Source organism: Belnapia arida, assembly GCF_016773205.1.
GTDB lineage: Bacteria > Pseudomonadota > Alphaproteobacteria > Acetobacterales > Acetobacteraceae > Belnapia > Belnapia arida.
The window spans coordinates 1150008-1169304 of sequence record NZ_JAETWB010000001.1; the positions used below are offsets into that span (position 1 = coordinate 1150008).

Genomic DNA, 19297 nt, shown 5'->3' on the forward strand with positions numbered 1-19297 from the left:
GCGCTTGCGGAAAAGGAGCGGCGTGTCTATCTGGAAGGTTCATCCGCGCTGCCCCCTCGGGGGCGGCCGCTCCAGTTCATGAGGCCGAGATGGCGCGCGTCACCGTCGAAGACTGCATCCTTCAGATCCCGAACCGGTTCGAGCTGGTGCTCACCGCCGCGCAACGGGCCCGCAACATCGGCCGCGGCGAGGAGCTGACCCTCGAGCGCGAGAACGACAAGAACACCGTCGTTGCGCTGCGAGAGATCGCCGACCAGACCATCGACCTGTCCTCGGTCGAGGCTGACCTGATCAAGTCGTTGCAGCGCGCGCCCGAGCCGGAGCCGGCGGAGGAGGAGGTGCTCGACCTCATCGCCACCGACGAGAACATCTTCGGCGTCATGGACGTCAACGAGGAGTTGCCGGCCGATGGCGCCGGGCTTGAGGAGATGTCGCCGGACGACCTCGAGGCCGCAATCGCCGCCGAGCTGGGCGGCGGCCGGCGCTGAGGCCGGCGCCTTGATCGAGCGCGACACCGGGCCCCTCTCCGCCCCGGTGCCGCGCGCCCCCGAGGGCCCGGCCACCGGAACCGCCCCCGTCGCTAATCCTACCCTGCCACCTGGCTATGCCGAGGCCGCCGTGCTCGCTGAGCGGGTGCTGGCCTATGACCCGCGGGCCGATATCGGCCTCATCACCCGCGCCGGGCAGCTTGCCGCCGAGGCGCATGCGGCGCAGCAGCGGGAGAATGGCGAGCCTTACATCACCCATCCGCTCGCGGTCGCCGGCATCCTGGCCGACTACCGGCTCGACAGCGCCACCATCGCAACGGCCCTGCTGCACGACGTCGCCGAGGATACGGCGGTCGGGCTGAAGGAGATCGAGCGGCGCTTCGGCGCCGAGGTGGCGCGGTTGGTGGACGGCGTCACCAAGCTGACGCGGATCGAGCTGCAGTCGGAGCGGACCAAGCAGGCGGAGAACCTCCGCAAGCTGGTGCTGGCCATGAGCGAGGACATCCGCGTCCTGCTCGTGAAGCTGGCCGACCGGCTGCACAACATGCGGACGCTGCATTTCGTGCCGCAGCAGGCGCGGCGGCAGAAGACGGCGCGCGAGACGCTGGAGATCTTCGCGCCGCTCGCCGAACGCATCGGCATGGATGCGCTGAAGACCGAGATGGAAACGCTCGCCTTCCAGGCGCTCCACCCGGAGGCGCGGCAGACCATCGCGGCGCGGCTCACCTTCCTTCGCGGCCAGGGCGCCGACCTGATCCGCGAGATCGAGCAGGACCTGAAGCGCGTGCTGGCGCGGCATGGCGTCAACGCGCTCGACGTGCTGGGGCGGGAGAAGTCGCCCTACTCGATCTGGCTGAAGATGCAGAAGAAGAACGTGGCCTTCGAGGCGCTCTCGGATGTCATGGCCTTCCGCGTCATCGTCGATGACCGCAACGCCTGCTACATGGCGCTCGGCGCGGTGCACGACGCCTATCGTGTCGTCCCCGGGCGCTTCAAGGACTACATCTCGACGCCGAAGACCAACGGATACCAGTCGCTGCACACCGGCGTTACGGTGCCGGAGCGGCGCAACGCCAAGATCGAGGTGCAGATCCGCACCCGCGAGATGCATGAGGTCGCCGAATACGGCGTTGCGGCGCACTGGATCTACAAGCAGGGGCCGGAGACGGCCCGCGCCGGGACCACGCGCAAGCGCTACCCCTGGGTGCGGGCGCTGCTCGATATCCTGGAGAATGCCGAGGGCGTCCAGGAATTCCTCGACGACACCAAGCTCGAACTGCACCGCGAGTTGGTCTTCTGCTTCTCGCCGAAGGGCGACCTCATCGAGCTGCCGCGCGGGGCGACGCCGGTGGACTTCGCCTACGAGGTGCACAGCCAGGTCGGCGACACCTGCGTCGGCGCCAAGGTCAACGGCAAGATCGTCCCGCTGCGGCACATGCTGGAGAACGGCGACCAGGTCGAGATCATCACCGCCCGCGGCGGGCAGCCCAACCCGTCCTGGGAGCGCTTCGTCGTCACCGGCAAGGCGCGGGCGCGCATCCGCCGCTTCGTCCATGCGCGGCAGCGGGAGGAGAACCAGGAGAGCGGGCGGGCGGCCATCACCAAGGCCTTCCGGCAGGAGGGCCTGGATTTCTCCGAGAAGCTGCTGGAAGGGGCGCTGAAGGCGCTGAAGCAGCCGGGGCTGCCGGAGCTCTACCTGCTGGTCGGCTCCGGCTCGCTCTCGGCGCGGGAGGTGGTGCAGGCGGCGGTGCCGGAGCTGCGGACGTCGCCGCGCATCGCCGACCCGCTGCCGTTGGCGCGGCCGCGCGGGCGGCTCGGTGCTGGGCCGATGCTGGGGCGTGCGGAGCGGCCGGGGGCGGGGCGCGGGGCGGCGCTGGCGCCCGCGGGGATGCCGGTGACGGGGCTCGTCAGCGGCATGCCCTATCACTTCGCGGGCTGCTGCCATCCGCTGCCGGGCGAGCGCATCCTCGGCATCGTCACCACCGGCAAGGGGGTCACGATCCATGCGGCGGACTGTCCCAGCCTGCAGAATTTCGCTGCCGCGCCCGAGCGCTTCCTCGATATCGATTGGGATGAGGGGGCGGTCGGGCATCATGTCGGGCGGATCATCGTCGAGACGCGCAACAAGCCCTCGGCGCTGGCGGCGCTGACCGAGACGGTGGCGCAGCAGGACGGGGCGCTGGCCGGGCTGAAGGTCAATCACCGCGATCCGGAAAGCTGCGAGATTGCGCTCGACGTGGAGGTGCGGGACCTCCGGCATCTGGAGCGGATCATGGGGGCGTTGCGGGCGCCGGCGGACAACCTCCGGGTGGAGCGGGCGCGCGGATGATCCTTGGCCTCGGCAACGACGTCGTCGATATACGGCGCATCGAGCAGAGCATCGCGCGCTTCGGCGAGCGCTTCCTCGAGCGGGTCTTCACCGAAGTGGAGCGGGCGAAGGCGGAGCGGCGGACGGAGAAGATCCGGGCCAGCACCTATGCCAAGCGCTTCGCGGCGAAGGAGGCGGCGTCCAAGGCGCTGGGGACGGGGTTCCGGGCGGGGGTGTTCCTCCGCGACCTCGGCGTGGTCAACCTGCCGAGCGGGCAGCCGACGCTCCGCATGACGGGCGGGGCGGCGGAGCGGCTGGCGCGGATGACGCCGCCCGGGCATCGGGCGGAGGTGGCGCTGACGATGACGGATGAATACCCTTACGCCAGCGCCGTGGTGATCATCTCGGCGGTCAGGCTGTAGGCGCGGCCAGGGCGGCTTCGACCGCGCGAATGAGGGCCGGGGCGTCGGGCTCCGTCGCGGTCGGGAAGCCCTGCACCCGGCGGCCGTCGCGGGCGACCAGGTACTTGTGGAAATTCCAGCGCGGCGGGCCCCCGCCATGGGTGGCGAGGAAGGCGAAGAGCGGCACGGCCTGCGCGCCCCGCACGCGGGCGGGCATGGTCATCGGGAAGGTGACGGCGTAGGTCGCCTCGCAGAAATGCTTGATGGTGCGGGCGTCGGCGCTCTCCTGGTTGAAGTCGTTGGAGGGGACGCCCAGCACCACCAGTCCGCGCGTGGCGAAGCGGTCCTGAAGCCGTTGCAGTCCGGCATATTGCGGGGTGAAGCCGCAGAAGCTGGCGGTGTTGACCACCAGCATCGGTCGACCGCGGAAGGTGGCGAGGTCGAGCGGGCCGCCATCGAGCGACTCCATGCGGAAGTCGAAGGCGGTCGGCTCGGCGGCGGTGGCGAGGCCGCTCATGGCGATCGCCCCGAGGGCGAGGGCCGTACGTCGTCCGGGCTCAACCATACCGGTCCTCCAGCCAGGGGTCGCCGTTGTTGTGGTAGCCGCGGACTTCCCAGAAGCCGGGCCGGTCCTCGCGCAGCAACTCGATGCGCGTCACCCATTTCGGGCTCTTCCAGAAATAGAGACGGGGCAGGACCACGCGCACCGGGCCGCCATGCTGGCACGTGATGGGCTCGCCTTCCCAGGAATGGGCGAGGAGGACCTCGTCGCGCGTGAACTCGGCCAGCGGGACATTGGTGGTGTAGCCGTCATAGGAGGTGAAGGAGACGAAGCGCGCCTCCTCCTTCGGCCGGGCCATCTCGATGAGGTCGCGGGCGCGGACGCCCTGCCATCGGTTGTCGTAGCGGCTCCATTGCGTGACGCAGTGGATGTCGTTGACCCGCTCGGTCTGCGGCAGGGCCATGAATTCAGGAAGGGTGAGGCGGACTGGGGCCTGCACCAGCCCTTCGATGCGGAGGCGCCAGCGATCCGGCGTCACGTCGGGCTGTACGCCGAGGTCGAGCACCGGCCAGTCCTTGACGAGGGTCTGGCCGGGGGGGAGGCGGTCGCGGGTCGGGTCGCCGGCGGTGCCGGTGAGGAGGCGGCCATCGCGGGCCCAGGCCTGCTTGGTATCGACCAGCTTCTGGCGGATGCCGCCGCTCAGGGGGATGTCCTCGTCTTCGGCCATGGCGATCTCCTGCTGCCCTTACGTATCGGGGGCGGCAGCAGATGCAAGGGCTCAGACGCGGATGTCGAGGCGCTGGGGCGAGGTGGGGGAGGCAGGGGGTGCCGGCGGGGCAGGTGAGGCGGTGCGGGACTTCTCGTCCTCGCGGGCGACTTCGCGGCCGGTCGGCGGGCCGGCATGGGGTGGGGCGAGGTTGGAGATAACGGTCATGGGGAGACCTCTGCATCGGGGTGATGCGGGCATCCTGTCCGCCATGCGCAACGTAAAGTTGCATTCATGCGGCTTGCCAGTCAAGGCAAGAATCTCATTTTTTGAGACGGAAGTGGTCGGACCGGCGGGATTTGAACCCACGACCCCTTGTCCCCCAGACAAGTGCGCTACCAGGCTGCGCTACGATCCGTGCCGGGCGCGGGGATAGCACCGCGCCTCGGCGGAGGCTAGTGCTCTTCCGCCATTATCGGCCGGCGAGGGCCTGCAGCTCCTCGGCGATGTCCTCGAGCTCCTCGATGATGCTGCGGAGGCTCTCCGGCGTGTTCTCCAGCGCCTCGGGCGGGGGCATCTCCGCCTCGCCGAGTCCGCCCTCGCGCAGCAGCCGCTGCACGCCCTTGATGGTGTAGCCCTGGGTATAGAGCAGGTCGGCGATGCGGCGCAGCAGTCCGATATCCTCGGGCCGGTAATAGCGCCGCCCGCCGCCGCGCTTCAGCGGCTTGAGCTGGGGGAATTTCGTTTCCCAGAACCGCAGGACGTGCTGCGGGATGTGCAGGTCGTCCGCCACCTCGCTGATGGTGCGGAAGGCGGTCGGCGCCTTGCGGGGGCGGGGGGTGAACTGGTCGCTCACGCGGCATTATCCGAAGCGGGTGCGGCCTGGCCGTTGATGCGGGCCTTCAGCACCTGCGAGGGCCGGAAGGAAAGGACCTTGCGCGGCAGGATGGGTACTTCCACTCCGGTCTTCGGATTGCGGCCAATGCGCTGGCCCTTCTGGCGGACCATGAAGGTGCCGAAGGCGGAAATCTTCACCGCCTCGCCGGATTCGAGGGCGGCGGAGATCCGTTCGAGGACGGATTCGAGCAAAGCAGCGGATTCGTTCCGCGACAGCCCAACCTGGCTGTAGATCGCCTCGGCCAGGTTCGCGCGCGTCAGCGTATTCATCTGGCAACCGGTTCCCGCAAGCCATTCTGACCGTTAGGAAACCGGTATCCACCGCGGGCGTCAACCGCGCCCTGGCGAATGCGCCACAGCGTTGCTGGAATGTCGCAGTAGGATGGGCGTCTGGAAGCCGGCAGCTCGGTCCTGGCCTCGCCTCTATCGGGGGATGCGCCCGGCGAGGGCGGCCTGCAGAGCGTAGACATCGACCTTGTGGTTGAAGGTCCGCTCGATCGGCGCCGAAGCTCCGCTGACCCAGATCTTGAGCTCGGCCTCCAGGTCGAAATGGCCGGCGCTCTCGACGGAGAAGCGGACGATGCTCCGGTATGGGATGGAGAGGTACTCGGTCTTCCTGCCGGTCATGCCCTGCTTGTCGATCAGGAGAATCCGTCGATCCGTCAGCAGGATCACGTCGCGAACGATCTTGTAGGCGCCTTCGACCGGCTCGTCGGCTGCCAGCAGGCGGCCGTATTCCTCCCGCGCCTGCGCCGGGTCGAAGGCGCCCGCATGCCCCAGCAAGCCCGACAGAATCGCCATTACCCGCCACCTTCCTGCTTCAAGCCTAACAGAGCATAGCGTCCGGCCGGCCCGTGCCCTCCCTCAGAAGCGCAGTAGGCAGGCCCCCCAGGTGAGGCCGCCGCCAATGCCCTCCAGCGCCATCAGGTCGCCACGCTCGATCAGGCCGCGGCCGGCGACGTCAGCCAGGGCGAGGGGGATGGAGGCGGCGGAGGTGTTGGCATGGCGGTCCACCGTCACCACGACGCGCTCGCGCGGCAGGTTCAGCTTCTTGCCCATGGCCTCAATGATGCGGAGATTGGCCTGGTGCGGCACCAGCCAGCGGAGGTCGGCATGATTCAGCCCATTCGCGGCCAGCGCCTCATCGACCACGGAAGCGAGCTTAGAGACGGCATGGCGGAAGACCTCCTTACCCGCCATCCGCAGCAGGCCGGGGCCGCCGGTGGAGCCGGCACCGCCATCGACCAGGAGGATGTCGCCGTGGCGGCCGTCCGAATGGAGGTGAGTGGAGAGGATGCCACGATCGGTGCCCTGCTCCGCGGTCAGCACCACCGCGCCGGCGCCGTCGCCGAAGAGGACGCAGGTGCCGCGGTCCGTCCAGTCGAGGATACGGGAGAAGACCTCGGTGCCGATGACGAGGGCGCAGCGGGCCTGGCCGGTCTTCAGCAGGGCATCGGCGATGCCGAGTGCATAGACGAAGCCGGTGCAGGCGGCGGCGATATCGAAGGCAAAGCCCTGCGTGATGCCGAGATGCTGCTGGATGCGGACGGCGGTCGCCGGGAAGGCGCTGTCCGGCGTTGCCGTCGCCACGATGATGGCATCGACCTGCCCAGGTTCGATACCGGCGCGCTCCAGCGCCTGGCGGGCGGCCGCGGCGCCCATCGAGGAGGCGGTCTCGCCCGGGGCGGCGATGTGACGCTGGCGGATGCCGGTGCGCTCGACGATCCACTCATCCGAGGTCTCGATGCCGAATTCGGCGGCGAGCGCAGCGTTCGGCACGCAGCGTTCCGGCAGGTATCCGCCGCAGCCGGCGATCACGGAACGGAGCATCGGGGCGCCCTCCTTCAGGCTGCGGCGACCGGCTTGCCGATCTGCGCCAGGCCCTCGCGGATGCGATCGTTGAAACGGTGGGTGACCATGTCCATGGCGACATCGACCGCATGGGCGAAGCCGAGCGCATCCGTCCCGCCATGGGACTTCACGACGACGCCGTTGAGGCCGAGCAGGATGGCGCCGTTGTAGCGGCGCGGGTCCATCCACTCGCGCAGGCGGTCGAGCGCCGGGCGGGCGAGCAGGTAGCCGGCGCGGGCGGGGATGCTGCTGGTGAAGACCTGGCGGAGCAGGTCGCGCATCAGCTTCAGCGTGCCCTCGGCGGTCTTCAGCGCGACATTGCCGGTGAAGCCGTCCGTCACCACCACGTCGACGGTGCCGGCGGCGATGTCATGGCCCTCGATGAAGCCATGGAAATTCGGGCCGATATGGCTCTCGCGCAGCGTCTCGGCGGCGGCGCGCACCCGGTCGTCGCCCTTCAGCTCCTCGGAGCCGACATTGAGCAGGCCGAAGCTCGGCGTCGTCAGGCCGAGCACGGCGCGGGCGAAGCTGTCACCCATGACGGCGAATTCGACGAGGTTGCGGGCATCGCACTGAACGTTGGCGCCAAGGTCGAGCAGCACCACGTCGCCGCGCGCCGAGGGAGCAATGGCGGCCAGCGCCGGCCGGTCGATCTCCGGCAGGGTCTTGATGACGATCTTGGCGAGGGCCATCAGCGCACCGGTATTGCCGGCCGAGACCACGCCGCTCGCCTCGCCGCCTGCGACGGCGTCGATCGCAATGCGCATGGAGCTCTGGCGCCCCTGGCGCAGCGCGGCCGTCGGCTTCATCTCCGAGGAGATGACATCCCGGGCGTGGCGCAGGCTGCAGGCGCGGGCGGCGCGGGGACGGCGGGCGAGCATCCCGCCAATGCGTGCCTCGTCGCCGACCAGCAGGAAGCGGGCCTGCGGATGACGCTCCGCGGCCAGTTCCAGCCCGTCGAGGACGCTGTCGGGCGCATGGTCGCCGCCCATGGCGTCGATCGCCAATGAGAAGCCCGAGGCACCTGTGCTCTGCGACACGGTCTGCCGATCCCCGCCCGGATGCCTGTTCTGGCTCAGTGGCGGATGGCGGCCTTCAGCGCGTCTCCAGCGGGGACGACCTCGCGGCCGTCATAATGCCCGCAGGAGGAGCAGACATGATGCGGGCGCTTCAGCTCGCCGCAGTTGGAGCACTCCGCATGGGCCATGCTGGTCAGGGCCTGATGGCTCCGCCGCATGCCGGCACGGGAGGGCGAAACTTTCTTCTTCGGGACGGCCATGGCGCCGAGCCTTTCTTTGTAACACGCAAGGCGTTTCAACGGGAGGGCGGGGCTGTAGCACCGCACCCCCAGAGGCGCAAGCGCCGTGCCGGCGGCATACAGACGCAAATCCGGCCCTGCGCTAGTTCTTCCGCAGGGCGGCGAGGGCCGCGAAAGCGTCGGCGGAGCGGTCGGTCGCCTCGTCCGGCATTTCGGCGCCGGGGATGCGGGGATAGGGGTCGAGCGCCAGCGCAAGCTGCTCGGCCACGGCCTCACCGAGATCGGCGATGCCATCCGGGCATTCGATCTCGTCGATGTCGTCCGGCCCGTCCTGCGGCTCCCGGCCGGGAGGGAGAAGGCGGAAGGCGACCGGCTCGTCGACCGCCTGGGGGACCGGCTCCAGCGTCACGATGCAGGCCTGGGTGAGTTGGGCGGCGATGCGACCTTCGGCGCGGGTGGTGCCTTCCTCCTCCGGAGTCAGGCGCAGCTCGGCGGCAAGGCTTTCCAGGGAAAGGATGCCGAATCGGGCGGCCAACGCCCGGCATTCCTCGGGCGTGGCGGTGAGGGTGAGGCGGCGGCCGCCCTCGCGGACGGTGCCAAGCGGCAGGGGGCGGGGGAATTCGGGGGCCTCGTCAGGCAGCATCGGCAGCCTCCAGCGGAGCGGGGAAGGAGGCCTCACCACGCAGCAGCGTGGCGAAGGGCAGAGCGGCCAGCGCCGCGGCGCCGTGCATGGCATGGCGGGCGAGGCGGTGGGCAGGCTCGCGCGGCGCCTCGGCCGCCTCGCGCCAGACATTGCGCTCGAGGGCGGTGGCCAGCGCCTCGGCATCACCGGCATCGAGCGCCGCCTCATAGGCTAGGCAACGGCCGTGGAAGGCCTCCCACATCCGCTTCACCCGCTTGCCGATACTCATGTCGCCGGCGCCCATCTCGCGGAGGTTGATGTCCATGTCGGCGAACATGGCGTCGAAGACGGCCTGGGCGAGGGCGGCGCCGCGCGGGTCCGGGTCGGTGCGGAGACGGCGGATCAGCAGGGCGACATGCAGCCCGACCACGTCGAAGCGGCCGTCCAGTGTGTCTGGGATGCCGAGGCTGCCGTAGAACCATGGGGTCCGTGCGGCAGCGACGGCGGCGCCGTAAAGCTCGAAGCCGGCCCGCTCATGCGGCTTGCGGCGGAATAGGGCGAGCAGGCCCATGGTCGGTCGGTCCTCTTCACGGTCCGCCACGGCGCGGTTGACCCTGCCGTGGTATGGTGGCATCCGCGCCGGAACAGTCATGCGCGGCCCGCGGCACGATGCCTCGGGCGGAAATCGAGAGTGGGACCAGACATGGATCGCCCCTGCCATCCGGTCAATCTGCCCCGTCCGGCCCGGATCGGCATGTCCCGTCGGCGTGCGGCGGCGCTGGCGCTCGGCCTGCTGCTGGCGCTGCCCGGATGCAGCGTCTTCGATGCGCCGGTGGTGCAGCGCGGCAACCGGGTGGCCGAGGAGCAGCTGAAGGAGATCACCCCCGGCGTGCAGACGCGCCAGGACGTGCAGACCCTGCTCGGCTCTCCGACCCAGACCAGCACCTTCGGCGACCCCACCTGGTACTACATCAGCAGCAACACCCGGCAGCGGCCGGGGCGGGAGCTGATGGTGACGGACCAGCAGACCGTGTCCATCACCTTCGACCCGAATGGCGTGGTGCGGGATGTGAAGGTGGTCGGCGAGGATGAGGGCAAGGCGGTGCCCATGGTCTCCCGCGTGACGCCGACGCCGGGCAACGACCGGTCGCTGCTGCAGGCGCTTTTCGGGAATGTGGGGCGGATCGGGCCGGGGGCGTCGATCCCGACCAGCCCGGGTGCGCCGGGGGCAGGGACGGGGCGCTGATTCACCCCCGGGAAACCGCTGCGCGACGTCGCGGGTGCCCCGGATGAGCGCCTGATGCCCGTGTCCCTCCGCAGCGAAGCCGCGAAGGGAGGCAAGGCAGAAAGGCGGGGCCCGTCAGCCCGTGGCCGTCCGCGCCCCGCGCATCTGCTGCCAGGCGATGGCGCCGAGGGCGAGGGCGAGGGCCGGGAGCACCGTGAGGTTCAGCACCGTCCATCCCGCCTGGGCATGGACCGCGCCGGAGAGGAAGGCGGTGCAGGCGACGGTGCCGAAGACGATGGTGTCGTTGGCGGCCTGGGCACGCACCCGCTCCTCCGGCGCATGGGCCGTCGCCAGCAGGGTGGTGGCGCCGACGAACATGAAATTCCAGCCGAGCCCGAGCAGGCCGAGGGCCAGGCCGAAATGGGCGAAGCTCTCGCCGCTGAGGCCGATCAGCACGCAAAGGGCGGTCAGCGCGGCGCCGGCGACGATCACCGGGCGGACGCCGAAGCGGGTGATGAGGCGGCCGGTGAAGAAGCCTGGGCCGAACATGGCCACGGCATGAATCTGGATGACGGTCGCCGAAGCGCCGATGCCGAAGCCGCAGAGCATCATCTCGACCGGCGTCGAGGTCATCAGCAGGTTCATGGTGCCATAGGCGACCATGCCGGTGACGGCGGCGGTGAGGAAGGCCGGGCGGGTGATGATCTCGAAGACCCGGGCGCCACCGGCATGGCGGGCGGGCGGCGGCGGCAGGCGGGTGAAATAGAGCAGCGCCATGCAGAGCACCGGCAGGCAGGCGAGGATCAGGTAGGTGCCGAGGAAGAGGTAGGGCGGGAAGCTGTCCCGCGTGGCCTTGACCAGCTCCGGCCCGAGGCTGGCAGCGAGGATGCCGCCGGTCATCACCAGGCTGATCGCGCGCGGACGGTAGGCAGGGGAGGCGACCTCGGCCGCGGCGAAGCGGTAATGCTGGGCGATGCCGAAGCCGAGGCCCGCGGGGACGGCGCCGGCGCAGTAGAGCGCGAAACTGCCCGTCCAGACGCCGGCGGCGAAGGTAAGCGAGCCGGCCATGGCGCCGAGCGCGCCGAGGATGAAGCCGGGCCTGCGGCCGAGCCGGGCGAAGACCATTCCGGCCGGGATGGAGGCGGCCATGGTCGCCGTCATCTGGATGGCGACGGGGAGCGTGGAGAGCGACTTGTCCTCGGCCAGGCTGTGGCCGATCAGCGCCGCCATGACCGCCTGGCCGACGGTCGCCGCCTGCATCAGGGCCTGGCAGCAGAAAAGCAGCCAGACCTGGCGCTTCATGCGCCTCTCTTCATCAGAAATGCGACCATCCTCCCATGGGGAGCGCCATGGGCGCGCCCGCCGCATCGATGACCCGGACCTCGGCGGGCCCTTCGGTGAACTCGCCGATCCTTGTGACCCGGGTGCCGGCGGCGGAGGCCGCGGCCTCGATGCCGGCGCCGGGCGGGGCGGCGAAGAGCAATTCGTAGTCGTCGCCACCGGTCAGCACCAGCGGCAGCAGCGCCGGGTCCGCCATGACCAGGGCATGGGCGGCGGGGGAGAGGGGGAGGCGAGCCGCCTCGATCACGGCGCCGCAGCCGGCGGCGCGGCAGAGATGGCCGCAATCCTGGACGAGGCCGTCCGAGACGTCCATCGCCGCGCGGGCCAGCCCGGCGAGGGCGGCGCCGAGGGCGAGCCGGGGCTCCGGCAGGCGGTAGCGACGGGCGAGATGGCCCTCGGCATCGGCTGGAAGGCGGCGCTGGAGGACGCGGAGGCCGAGGGCGCCGTCGCCGATGGTGCCCGACACCCAGAGCCCGTCGCCGGGCCGGGCGCCGGCGCGGCGGAGGGCGGCGCCGGGTGCGACGCTGCCGAGGATGGTCAACGACAGGCTGATCGGGCCCGGGATGGAGACGGTGTCGCCGCCGAGGACGGAAAGGCCGAACCGCCGCTGGTCCTCGGCCAGCCCCGCCGCGAAGCCCTCGAGCCAGCCGGGCGGCAGGTCGCGGGGCAGGGCGGTGGTCATCAGGTAGCCCAGCGGGGCGGCGCCCATGGCGGCGAGGTCGGAGAGGTTCACCCGCAGCAGCTTGCGGCCGATGGTCTCCGGCGGGTCGTTGGGGAGGAAATGGACGCCCGCCACCATGGCATCGGCGGCCAGCACCAATTGCCGGCCAGGCGGCGGATCGAGCAGCGCCGCATCATCGGCGAGGCCGAGCGCCCCTGGCCCCGCCAGGGGCAGGAAGTGCCGGGCGATCAACCCGAATTCGGCGGGCGGCTCGGCCATCGCCGCTACTTCCGGCCGGCGGCGAATTCCTCCGGCCGCAGGGCGCGGGCCAGCGCGTCGAGCACGCCATTGGCGAAGCGCGGCTCCTCGCCGCCGAAGAAGCCATGGGCGATGTCGAGATACTCGTTGATGACGACGCGGGCCGGGGGCTGGCCGCCGCCCTCGGCGAACTCGGCGCAGGCGGCGCGGAGCAGGGCGCGCAGCACCGGGTCGAGGCGCATCAAGGGCCAGTCGGCGTCGAGATGCTGGGTGATGAGGCCGTCCAGCCGCTCGCCATGCTTCGCCGCGCTGCGGACGATGGTGCCGAAGAGCGGGCGATCGGCTTCCGGCACGCCGCCATCCTCGAAACCGCCGCCGATGCGGTGGCTGAGGAATTGCTGGATGACGGCCTCGGCCGACTCACCGGTATGCTCGCTCTGGTAGAGCGCCTGGACGGCGGCGACGCGCGCGCCGGTGCGCGGGCGGCCGCCGCGGACCTGCGGGCCGCCGCCCGAAGCCTGGCCGGGGCGGCGGTGGCGGGACTTGCCGCCGCCGGGCTTGCCAGGGGACTTGCCGCCCCCCGGCCTGGCGGCAGGCTTCGGCGCCTCGGGCGTGCCGGACTGCTCCGCCTCCATCTCGGCGCGGAGCTTGTCGAGTTCGCTGGTGCCGAGATCCGTAGTCTTCCAGTTGCCGCTCACGCGAGGCTCCAGCGGCGGCGCAGCGCCACCTGGCCGAGCAGCGCATGCGCAGCCTCGGCACCCTTGTTGTGCCGGTCATCGGCGGAGCGGGCCTCGGCCTGGGCGAGGCTGTCGACGGTGAGCAGACCGAAGCCGATGGCGGCGCCGCGCTCGGTCGAGACGTCCATCACCCCCTGGCAGACCGCCGAGCAGATGAAGTCGTAATGATCGGTCTCGCCCTTCACGACGCAGCCGAGCAGCAGGAAGCCGTCATAGCGCACCGCCTTGCCACCCTTGGAGGGCTGGCTGAGCGCCATGCGCAGCGCGGCCGGAAGCTCGAAGGCGCCGGCGACATCCACCACCTCGGTCGTCGCCCGCGCCTCGGCGAAGACGCCCTGGGCGCCGCGCAGCATCCCGCCCACCACATCGGCGTAATAGGGCGCCTGGATCACCAGCAGATGCGGCGCGGGGCCGTCCAGCGGCCGCGCCTGGCGCTCCGGCGCATCGATCGTGCTCATTCGGTCATCCTTGTTGGACCAGCGGGCGGGTTTCCACCACGCGCAGGCCATACCCCTCCAGCCCGACGATGGGCCGCGGGTTGTTCGACAGTCGCACCATGTCGCGCACCCCGAGATCGGCGAGGATCTGCGCGCCGATCCCATAGTCCCGGATCTCGGGCGGCGCTACCTGCCGGCCGCGGTTGTTCCTCACCTGCTCGCTCATATTGTCCGGCCGCCAGTCGCGGATGATGACGACGACGCCGCGGCCGGCAGACTCGATCATGCGCATGGCGTCGTGCAGATCGCCGGTGCCGGCGCCGAGGACGATGTCGTGCAGCAGGTTGGCGGCATGCATCCGCACATGGACGGGGCCGGGGGCGGAGACGTCGCCGCGGATCAGGGCCAGGTGCTCGCCCGGGGCGAGGGTGTTGCCGTAGACGACGAGCCGCCAGTCGCCGCCGATCGGGTGGTCGATATGGCCCTCGGAGAGGCGGCGGACCAGGCGCTCGGTGCGGCGCCTGTGGCCGATCAGGTCGGCGATGGTGCCTAGCTTCAGGCCATGGTGCTGGGCGAAGGCCACGAGGTCCGGCATCCGCGCCATGGTGCCGTCGTCGTTCATGATCTCGCAGATCACGCCTGAGGGGTTCAGGCCGGCGAGGCGGGCAAGGTCGACCGAGGCCTCGGTATGGCCGGCGCGGACCAGCGTGCCGCCGTCGCGGGCGACGAGGGGGAAGACGTGGCCGGGCGTGACGATGTGCTCGCGGCCCATTTCCGGGTTGATGGCGACAGCGACGGTATGGGCGCGGTCGGCGGCGGAGATGCCGGTGGTGACGCCCTCCTTCGCCTCGATGGAGACGGTGAAGGCCGTTGCGTGCCGGGTGCCGTTGGCCTGGGCCATCAGCGGCAGGCCGAGCTGCTCGACCCGCCTGCGGTCCATCGCCAGGCAGATCAGGCCACGGGCGAAGCGGGCCATGAAATTGATCGCGTCGGGGGTCGCGAACTGGGCGGGGATGACGAGGTCCCCCTCATTCTCGCGGTCCTCGTCATCGACCAGGATGAACATGCGGCCGCGGCGGGCCTCCTCGATCAGCTCCTCGGTCGGGGAGATGAAGTCGGCGAAATTGACGTCCTTGGTCGCCACCGCGCCGGTCATGCCTGGAGTCCCTGGAAGGAGACGAGCCGGGCGACGTAGCGCGCCAGCGTGTCGATCTCGATGTTGACGAAGCCGCCCGGCTGCAGCGTGCCGAAGCTGGTCACCGCCGCCGTATGCGGGATGACGTTGACGCCGAAGATGGCGCCCTCGACCTCGTTGACGGTGAGCGAGATGCCGTCGATGGCGATCGAGCCCTTGGCGGCGACGAAGGGGGCGAGGTGCTCCGGCAGGCGGAAGCGATAGCGGACTGAGCCGTTCTCCGGCACCGCCGAGAGCACCTCGGCGACGCCGTCGACATGGCCGGAGACGAGGTGGCCGCCGAGTTCGTCGCCCATCCGGAGCGAACGTTCGAGGTTGATGCGGCTGCCGGGAGCAAGGCGGCCGAGCGTGGTCTTGGACAGGCTCTCGGCCGAGGCATCGACGGCGAACCAGTCGCCGCCGAGCTCCACCGCGGTGAGGCAGCAGCCGGAGCAGGCGATGGAGGCGCCGATCGCCACCGGCGCTGGCTCCGCCAGGAAGGCGGGGGAGGTGCCGATGACGAGGCGCATGTCCTGCCCATCACCCAATGGCAGGATTTCCCGCACCGTCCCCAGATCCGTCACGATGCCGGTGAACATGGCCCGCACTCCTCGAACTCGGTCAGCCAGTCCTCGCCCAGGGGACGGCTTGCAACCCTCTGGAACTTGGGCATGGCGGAAAGCAGAACAACCGGCAAGGGCTGCACGGCGGGCAGTCCGTCGCCGCCCATGATGCCCGGGGCGTGGAACCAGGCCAGCCGGTTGACGAAGCCGCCGCGCAGCAGCCCGGCGGCGAGGCCGGCGCCGCCTTCGGCGAGCACCCGCGTGACGCCGCGCTGGGCCAGGGCGCCAAGCAGGGCGGCGAGGTCGAGGCCAGGCTTCGCGCGCGGGACGGAGAGAATCTGCACGCCAGCCTCCAGGTAGGGGGCAAGGGCGGCGGGGCGCTGGTTGGTGCGGGTCGCGATCCAGGTCGGCACCGCGCGGGCCGTCTGCACCAGGCGGGCGCCGAGCGGGGTGCGGAGGCGGCTGTCGGCGACCACGCGGGCCAGCGGCACGCGGGCGGTGCCGGGGAGGCGGGCGGTCAGCTCGGGATCGTCGGCCAGCACCGTGCCGCTGCCGACCAGGATGGCGTCATGCCGGGCGCGCAGCGCATGGGCCTCGCGGCGTGCGGCGGGGCCAGTGATCCACTGGCTCTCGCCCGTGGAGGTGGCGATGCGGCCGTCGAGCGTCGTCGCCAGCTTCAGCGTGACCAGGGGGAGGCCGCGGGTGATGCGGCGGGCGAAGCCGGCATTCTGGCGGCGGGCCTCCTCGCCCATCAGGCCAAGCTCCACGATGACGCCGGCCTCGCGCAGGCGCTGCAGGCCGCGGCCGTCGACGCGCGGGTCGGGGTCCCCGGTGGCGACCACCACGCGGGCGACGCCGGCGCGGACCAGGGCGTCGCAGCAGGGCGGCGTGCGGCCCCAGTGGGAGCAGGGCTCGAGCGTCACATAGGCGGTGGCGCCGCGGGCCGCCCCGGGGGACATGGCTTCCGCGCGGTCCAGCGCCTGGGTCTCGGAATGGGGGCGGCCCCCGGGCTGGGTCCAGCCGCGGCCGACCACCTGGCCATCCTTCACCAGCACGCAGCCCACTGCCGGATTTGGCCAGGTGTTGCCCAGCCCCCGCCGCGCCAGGGCGAGCGCGGCCGCCATATGCTCCCGATCCGTCATGCCCGCACTATGGGCCGGGCGGGGCGGCGGGCAAAGCGAGCTCCACCCGGAGGCCCGATCCGGCATCGCCGAGGGTGAGGCGGGCGCCATGCAGCTCCGCCACCGCCGCGACCAGGGCGAGGCCGAGCCCGGCGCCGGGGCGGCTACGGGCGGCGTCCAGCCGGTGGAAGCGGCGGAGCACGGCCTCGCGCTCGCCGGGGGGGATGCCTTCGCCGTCATCCTCCACGGTGAGCACCCGGCCGGGGCTGAGGGCGAGGCGGATGCGGCCGCCCTCGCGGCCATGCTTCACCGCGTTCTCCAGCAGGTTGGCGAGGGCCTGAGTCAGCAGCTCGCGGTCGCCGAAGCCGTGGATGCCAGGGGGGATGTCGGCCTCCAGCCGCTGACCGCGCTCCTCGGCGGCGGGGGCGTAAACCTCGGCGACGGTGGCGACGAGGGCGCTGAGGTCGAGGGCGGCGAAGCCGGCGCGGCGGGCGCCGCCCTCGACCTGGGCGATGCGGAGCAGCGCGGCGAAGACTTCAAGGAGCTGCTCGCAGTCGCGCAGCGCGGCCTCGGTTGCCGGCCGCCAGGCGGTGGCGTCGTCGGCGCGGAGGGCGGCTTCCAGCCGGCCGCGCAGGCGGGTGAGGGGGGTGCGGAGGTCATGGGCGATGTCGTCCGTCACCTGGCGCAGCGCCTGCATCAGCCCCTGCACCCGGTCGAGGGCGGCGTTGATGCGGCGCGCCAGGCGGTCGAACTCGTCGCCGCCGGGGCGGATCGGGAGGCGGTGGCCGATCTCCCCGGCCTCGACGCGGGCAAGGGCGGCATCCATGGCAGCGGCGCGGCGGGTCACGCCCCGTCCCATCAGCAGGCCGCCGAGCAGGCCGAGCAGCGCCGCGCCGCCGCCGACCCAGCCGGCGGCGCCGAGCAGGAGCGATTCGAGCTGGCGGACCGGTGCCACGTCGCGCGCCACGACGAGAAAGCCGCCGCCGGGGAGCGGGGTGCCGAGGGCGAGCAGCTCGGCCGGGTCGGCCTCCCCGGCGGCTTCGAGGCGGAGGCTGGCCCAGCCGGGGGATTCAGGCGCGCTGGCGAGGTTGCCGGCGAGGCGCTCGCCCGCCGGCCCGGCGAGCAAAAAGTATTGGGTGCCGCTGCGGTCGGCGGCGAGCCGCGCCTCAAGCGAGAGTGCGACGGAGCGCTGACCGCCGAGGCGAGCGGCCTGGACCAGCAACCCGCTGTCGCGGTCGACCTCCTGCGCCAGCTGGCGCAGGGCGTAGCCGGTGGTCGCCCACCAGGCGATGCCGGAGAGCGCCGCGGTGCCGAGCAGCGTCAGCAGCAGGTGCAGCAGGGTGACGCGGAAGGCGGTGGTGCGCCACCAGCGCGTCGCGCGCTCAGTCCGATGCGCGGATGGCATAGCCGGCGCCGCGCATGGTGTGGATGAGCGGAGGCTCGCCAAGCTTGGCGCGCAGACGGCTCACATGCGTCTCGACCACGCTGGTCTTCGGGTCGAAATGGAAGTCCCAGACGCCTTCCAGCAGCATGGTCCGCGTCACCACCTGGCCGGCGCGGCGCATCAGGTATTCGAGCAGGCGGAACTCGCGCGGCTGCAATTCGATGCGCCGGCCGGCGCGGGTGACCTGACGGCGGAGAAGGTCCATCTCCAGATCGGCGACCTGGAGCGCCGTCGCTTCCGTCGCCATGGGCGGACGGCGGGCGAGGGCGTTGAGCCGGGCCATCAGCTCGGCGAAGGCGAAGGGCTTGCCGAGATAGTCGTCGGCGCCCGCTTCCAGCCCCTCGACCCGGTCGCCGACGCCGGTGCGGGCGGTGAGGAACAGGACGGGGGTGCGCAGCCCGGCGGCGCGGAGGGCGCGGACCAGGGCGAGGCCGTCCAGCCGCGGCAGCATGCGGTCCACCACCAGCACGTCATGGCTCGCCTGCATGGCCAGGTGAAGGCCGTCCGGCCCGTCGGCGGCGTGGTCGACCACATGCCCGGCCTCGGTCAGGCCGCGGCGGATGAAGCCGGCCGTCTCCGCATCGTCCTCGACCAGAAGGATCTTCACGCTGTCCCGGCCCCCCATCCTCGGCGGGACAATAGGCAGAGGTGGATCGTATGCGAACTCCCTCGCAGGGCGGAGCTTCTGCCCCGGATGCGGAGAAGGAATCCGCTCATGCGACACCTCCCCCTCCTCGCCGCCGCCGGGCTGCTGCTCGGCGCCGGTGCCGCCCGTGCCCAGGTTTGCCTGCAGGTGATGGCGAACGACTCGCGGCTCAGCAGCGTCGTCGATGCGCCGAACCGTACCGGCCAGTCCGAGCTGCTGCACGGCAGCGGACCCTTCACCATCCTCGCGCCCGACAACGGCGCGATCGCGCGGGTGCCGGTGAGTATCCGCAACGACCTGACGGGCTCGCAGCCCGGCGCCGATTTCGACCCGGTGCGGGGGCCGTCCGTGGTCAATGCGCAGATGATCGACGGGCGGCACCTCGCCCAGGAGGTGGCAGGGCGCGACCGCAGGACGGTCAGGACCCGCAACGGCAACATGCTGCTGATCCAGCGCGGGACGGATGCGCAGTACACGCTGGTGCCTGAGCGCGGCGGCTTCGGCGCGGGCGGGATCCGCGAGATCGAGCCGGCGCATGTGGTGCAGGCCGACATCCCGTGCAGCAACGGCGTGATCCATATCGCCGGCCGCGTGCTCGTGCGCTGAGCCGGGCCGACCATACCGATCCGTATGGTTCGGGGCAGGAAGCCCGCAGGT

General features: G+C 71.4%; 25 protein-coding genes and 1 tRNA gene. 5 read left to right on the top strand and 21 right to left on the bottom strand.

The window, feature by feature from the left end:
- Positions 1-89: 89 nt before the first annotated feature.
- From rpoZ to acpS, 3 genes are read left to right on the top strand one after another with little or no spacing between them, the layout of a single operon-like run.
- A complete protein-coding gene (gene rpoZ / locus JMJ56_RS05630; RefSeq protein WP_043340735.1) occupies positions 90-488 on the top strand; it encodes a DNA-directed RNA polymerase subunit omega in 399 nt (132 codons plus the stop codon).
- Positions 409-2817, top strand: coding sequence for a RelA/SpoT family protein (locus JMJ56_RS05635; protein WP_202830588.1), 2409 nt, complete (start codon positions 409-411; stop codon positions 2815-2817). The genes rpoZ and JMJ56_RS05635 overlap by 80 nt, the downstream gene beginning before the upstream one ends.
- Entirely contained in the window at positions 2814-3218 is a 405-nt protein-coding gene (gene acpS / locus JMJ56_RS05640; protein WP_202830589.1) for a holo-ACP synthase, read from the top strand. The genes JMJ56_RS05635 and acpS overlap by 4 nt, the downstream gene beginning before the upstream one ends.
- On the opposite strand, the gene JMJ56_RS05645 is transcribed toward acpS, so the two are convergent.
- From JMJ56_RS05645 to JMJ56_RS05700, 12 genes are all read right to left on the bottom strand, one after another.
- Positions 3208-3762 (bottom strand): glutathione peroxidase, encoded by a 555-nt coding sequence (locus tag JMJ56_RS05645; protein WP_202830590.1) that lies wholly within the window; start codon positions 3760-3762, stop codon positions 3208-3210. The two genes, acpS and JMJ56_RS05645, sit on opposite strands and share 11 nt — an antisense overlap.
- Positions 3755-4426 (bottom strand): sulfite oxidase-like oxidoreductase, encoded by a 672-nt coding sequence (locus JMJ56_RS05650; protein WP_202830591.1) that lies wholly within the window; start codon positions 4424-4426, stop codon positions 3755-3757. Before JMJ56_RS05650 ends, JMJ56_RS05645 begins: the two co-directional genes overlap by 8 nt.
- A gap of 51 nt (positions 4427-4477) precedes the next feature.
- Positions 4478-4633 carry a hypothetical protein gene (locus JMJ56_RS05655; protein ID WP_202830592.1) on the bottom strand — a complete coding sequence of 52 codons (156 nt, stop codon included), beginning with the start codon at positions 4631-4633 and terminating at the stop codon, positions 4478-4480.
- Between the two features lie 113 nt (positions 4634-4746).
- Positions 4747-4823 (bottom strand) — tRNA-Pro (locus JMJ56_RS05660).
- A gap of 54 nt (positions 4824-4877) precedes the next feature.
- Complete coding sequence (locus tag JMJ56_RS05665) at positions 4878-5261, bottom strand: MerR family transcriptional regulator (protein WP_202830593.1); 384 nt, start codon at positions 5259-5261, stop codon at positions 4878-4880.
- Positions 5258-5572 carry an integration host factor subunit alpha gene (locus tag JMJ56_RS05670; RefSeq protein ID WP_202830594.1) on the bottom strand — a complete coding sequence of 105 codons (315 nt, stop codon included), beginning with the start codon at positions 5570-5572 and terminating at the stop codon, positions 5258-5260. Before JMJ56_RS05670 ends, JMJ56_RS05665 begins: the two co-directional genes overlap by 4 nt.
- Positions 5573-5725: 153 nt before the next feature.
- The gene (locus JMJ56_RS05675; RefSeq protein WP_202830595.1) at positions 5726-6103 is read right to left on the bottom strand and encodes a PH domain-containing protein; all 378 of its coding nucleotides are present in this window, start codon (positions 6101-6103) and stop codon (positions 5726-5728) included.
- A gap of 63 nt (positions 6104-6166) precedes the next feature.
- A complete protein-coding gene (locus JMJ56_RS05680; protein WP_202830596.1) occupies positions 6167-7132 on the bottom strand; it encodes a beta-ketoacyl-ACP synthase III in 966 nt (321 codons plus the stop codon).
- A 14-nt stretch (positions 7133-7146) separates the two neighbouring features.
- The gene (plsX, locus tag JMJ56_RS05685) at positions 7147-8193 is read right to left on the bottom strand and encodes a phosphate acyltransferase PlsX (RefSeq protein ID WP_328702277.1); all 1047 of its coding nucleotides are present in this window, start codon (positions 8191-8193) and stop codon (positions 7147-7149) included.
- Between the two features lie 35 nt (positions 8194-8228).
- The gene (rpmF, locus tag JMJ56_RS05690) at positions 8229-8432 is read right to left on the bottom strand and encodes a 50S ribosomal protein L32 (protein WP_043341472.1); all 204 of its coding nucleotides are present in this window, start codon (positions 8430-8432) and stop codon (positions 8229-8231) included.
- Positions 8433-8553: 121 nt separating this feature from the next.
- Complete coding sequence (locus tag JMJ56_RS05695) at positions 8554-9054, bottom strand: YceD family protein (protein ID WP_202830597.1); 501 nt, start codon at positions 9052-9054, stop codon at positions 8554-8556.
- Positions 9044-9634, bottom strand: a complete 591-nt coding sequence (locus JMJ56_RS05700; RefSeq protein ID WP_328702278.1) for a ubiquinol-cytochrome C chaperone family protein — start codon at positions 9632-9634, stop codon at positions 9044-9046. Before JMJ56_RS05700 ends, JMJ56_RS05695 begins: the two co-directional genes overlap by 11 nt.
- Positions 9635-9787: 153 nt before the next feature.
- Between JMJ56_RS05700 and JMJ56_RS05705 the strand changes: the two genes are divergently transcribed.
- Positions 9788-10279: an outer membrane protein assembly factor BamE gene (locus JMJ56_RS05705; RefSeq protein WP_236037421.1), complete on the top strand. Its 492-nt coding sequence runs from the start codon at positions 9788-9790 to the stop codon at positions 10277-10279.
- 114 nt (positions 10280-10393) lie between these two features.
- Here JMJ56_RS05705 and JMJ56_RS05710 read toward each other — a convergent pair whose 3' ends face one another.
- From JMJ56_RS05710 to JMJ56_RS05750, 9 genes are read right to left on the bottom strand one after another with little or no spacing between them, the layout of a single operon-like run.
- Complete coding sequence (locus JMJ56_RS05710) at positions 10394-11560, bottom strand: MFS transporter (RefSeq protein ID WP_236037422.1); 1167 nt, start codon at positions 11558-11560, stop codon at positions 10394-10396.
- Between the two features lie 13 nt (positions 11561-11573).
- Positions 11574-12539 (bottom strand): thiamine-phosphate kinase, encoded by a 966-nt coding sequence (gene thiL / locus JMJ56_RS05715; protein ID WP_202830600.1) that lies wholly within the window; start codon positions 12537-12539, stop codon positions 11574-11576.
- Between the two features lie 5 nt (positions 12540-12544).
- Positions 12545-13216: a transcription antitermination factor NusB gene (nusB, locus tag JMJ56_RS05720; RefSeq protein ID WP_407927883.1), complete on the bottom strand. Its 672-nt coding sequence runs from the start codon at positions 13214-13216 to the stop codon at positions 12545-12547.
- Positions 13213-13713 carry a 6,7-dimethyl-8-ribityllumazine synthase gene (locus tag JMJ56_RS05725; protein ID WP_202830601.1) on the bottom strand — a complete coding sequence of 167 codons (501 nt, stop codon included), beginning with the start codon at positions 13711-13713 and terminating at the stop codon, positions 13213-13215. The genes nusB and JMJ56_RS05725 overlap by 4 nt, the downstream gene beginning before the upstream one ends.
- Positions 13714-13717: 4 nt before the next feature.
- Positions 13718-14848 carry a 3,4-dihydroxy-2-butanone-4-phosphate synthase gene (ribB, locus tag JMJ56_RS05730; RefSeq protein ID WP_202830602.1) on the bottom strand — a complete coding sequence of 377 codons (1131 nt, stop codon included), beginning with the start codon at positions 14846-14848 and terminating at the stop codon, positions 13718-13720.
- On the bottom strand, positions 14845-15465 hold the full coding sequence (locus JMJ56_RS05735; RefSeq protein ID WP_043363859.1) for a riboflavin synthase: 621 nt from the start codon (positions 15463-15465) through the stop codon (positions 14845-14847). Before JMJ56_RS05735 ends, ribB begins: the two co-directional genes overlap by 4 nt.
- Complete coding sequence (ribD, locus tag JMJ56_RS05740; RefSeq protein WP_202830603.1) at positions 15447-16553, bottom strand: bifunctional diaminohydroxyphosphoribosylaminopyrimidine deaminase/5-amino-6-(5-phosphoribosylamino)uracil reductase RibD; 1107 nt, start codon at positions 16551-16553, stop codon at positions 15447-15449. Before ribD ends, JMJ56_RS05735 begins: the two co-directional genes overlap by 19 nt.
- Positions 16554-16578: 25 nt before the next feature.
- Positions 16579-17955: a sensor histidine kinase gene (locus tag JMJ56_RS05745; RefSeq protein ID WP_202830604.1), complete on the bottom strand. Its 1377-nt coding sequence runs from the start codon at positions 17953-17955 to the stop codon at positions 16579-16581.
- Positions 17933-18601 carry a winged helix-turn-helix domain-containing protein gene (locus JMJ56_RS05750; protein ID WP_202830605.1) on the bottom strand — a complete coding sequence of 223 codons (669 nt, stop codon included), beginning with the start codon at positions 18599-18601 and terminating at the stop codon, positions 17933-17935. The genes JMJ56_RS05745 and JMJ56_RS05750 overlap by 23 nt, the downstream gene beginning before the upstream one ends.
- Positions 18602-18709: 108 nt before the next feature.
- Between JMJ56_RS05750 and JMJ56_RS05755 the strand changes: the two genes are divergently transcribed.
- Positions 18710-19246 (top strand): fasciclin domain-containing protein, encoded by a 537-nt coding sequence (locus JMJ56_RS05755; RefSeq protein WP_202830606.1) that lies wholly within the window; start codon positions 18710-18712, stop codon positions 19244-19246.
- The last annotated feature ends 51 nt before the right edge of the window (positions 19247-19297 follow it).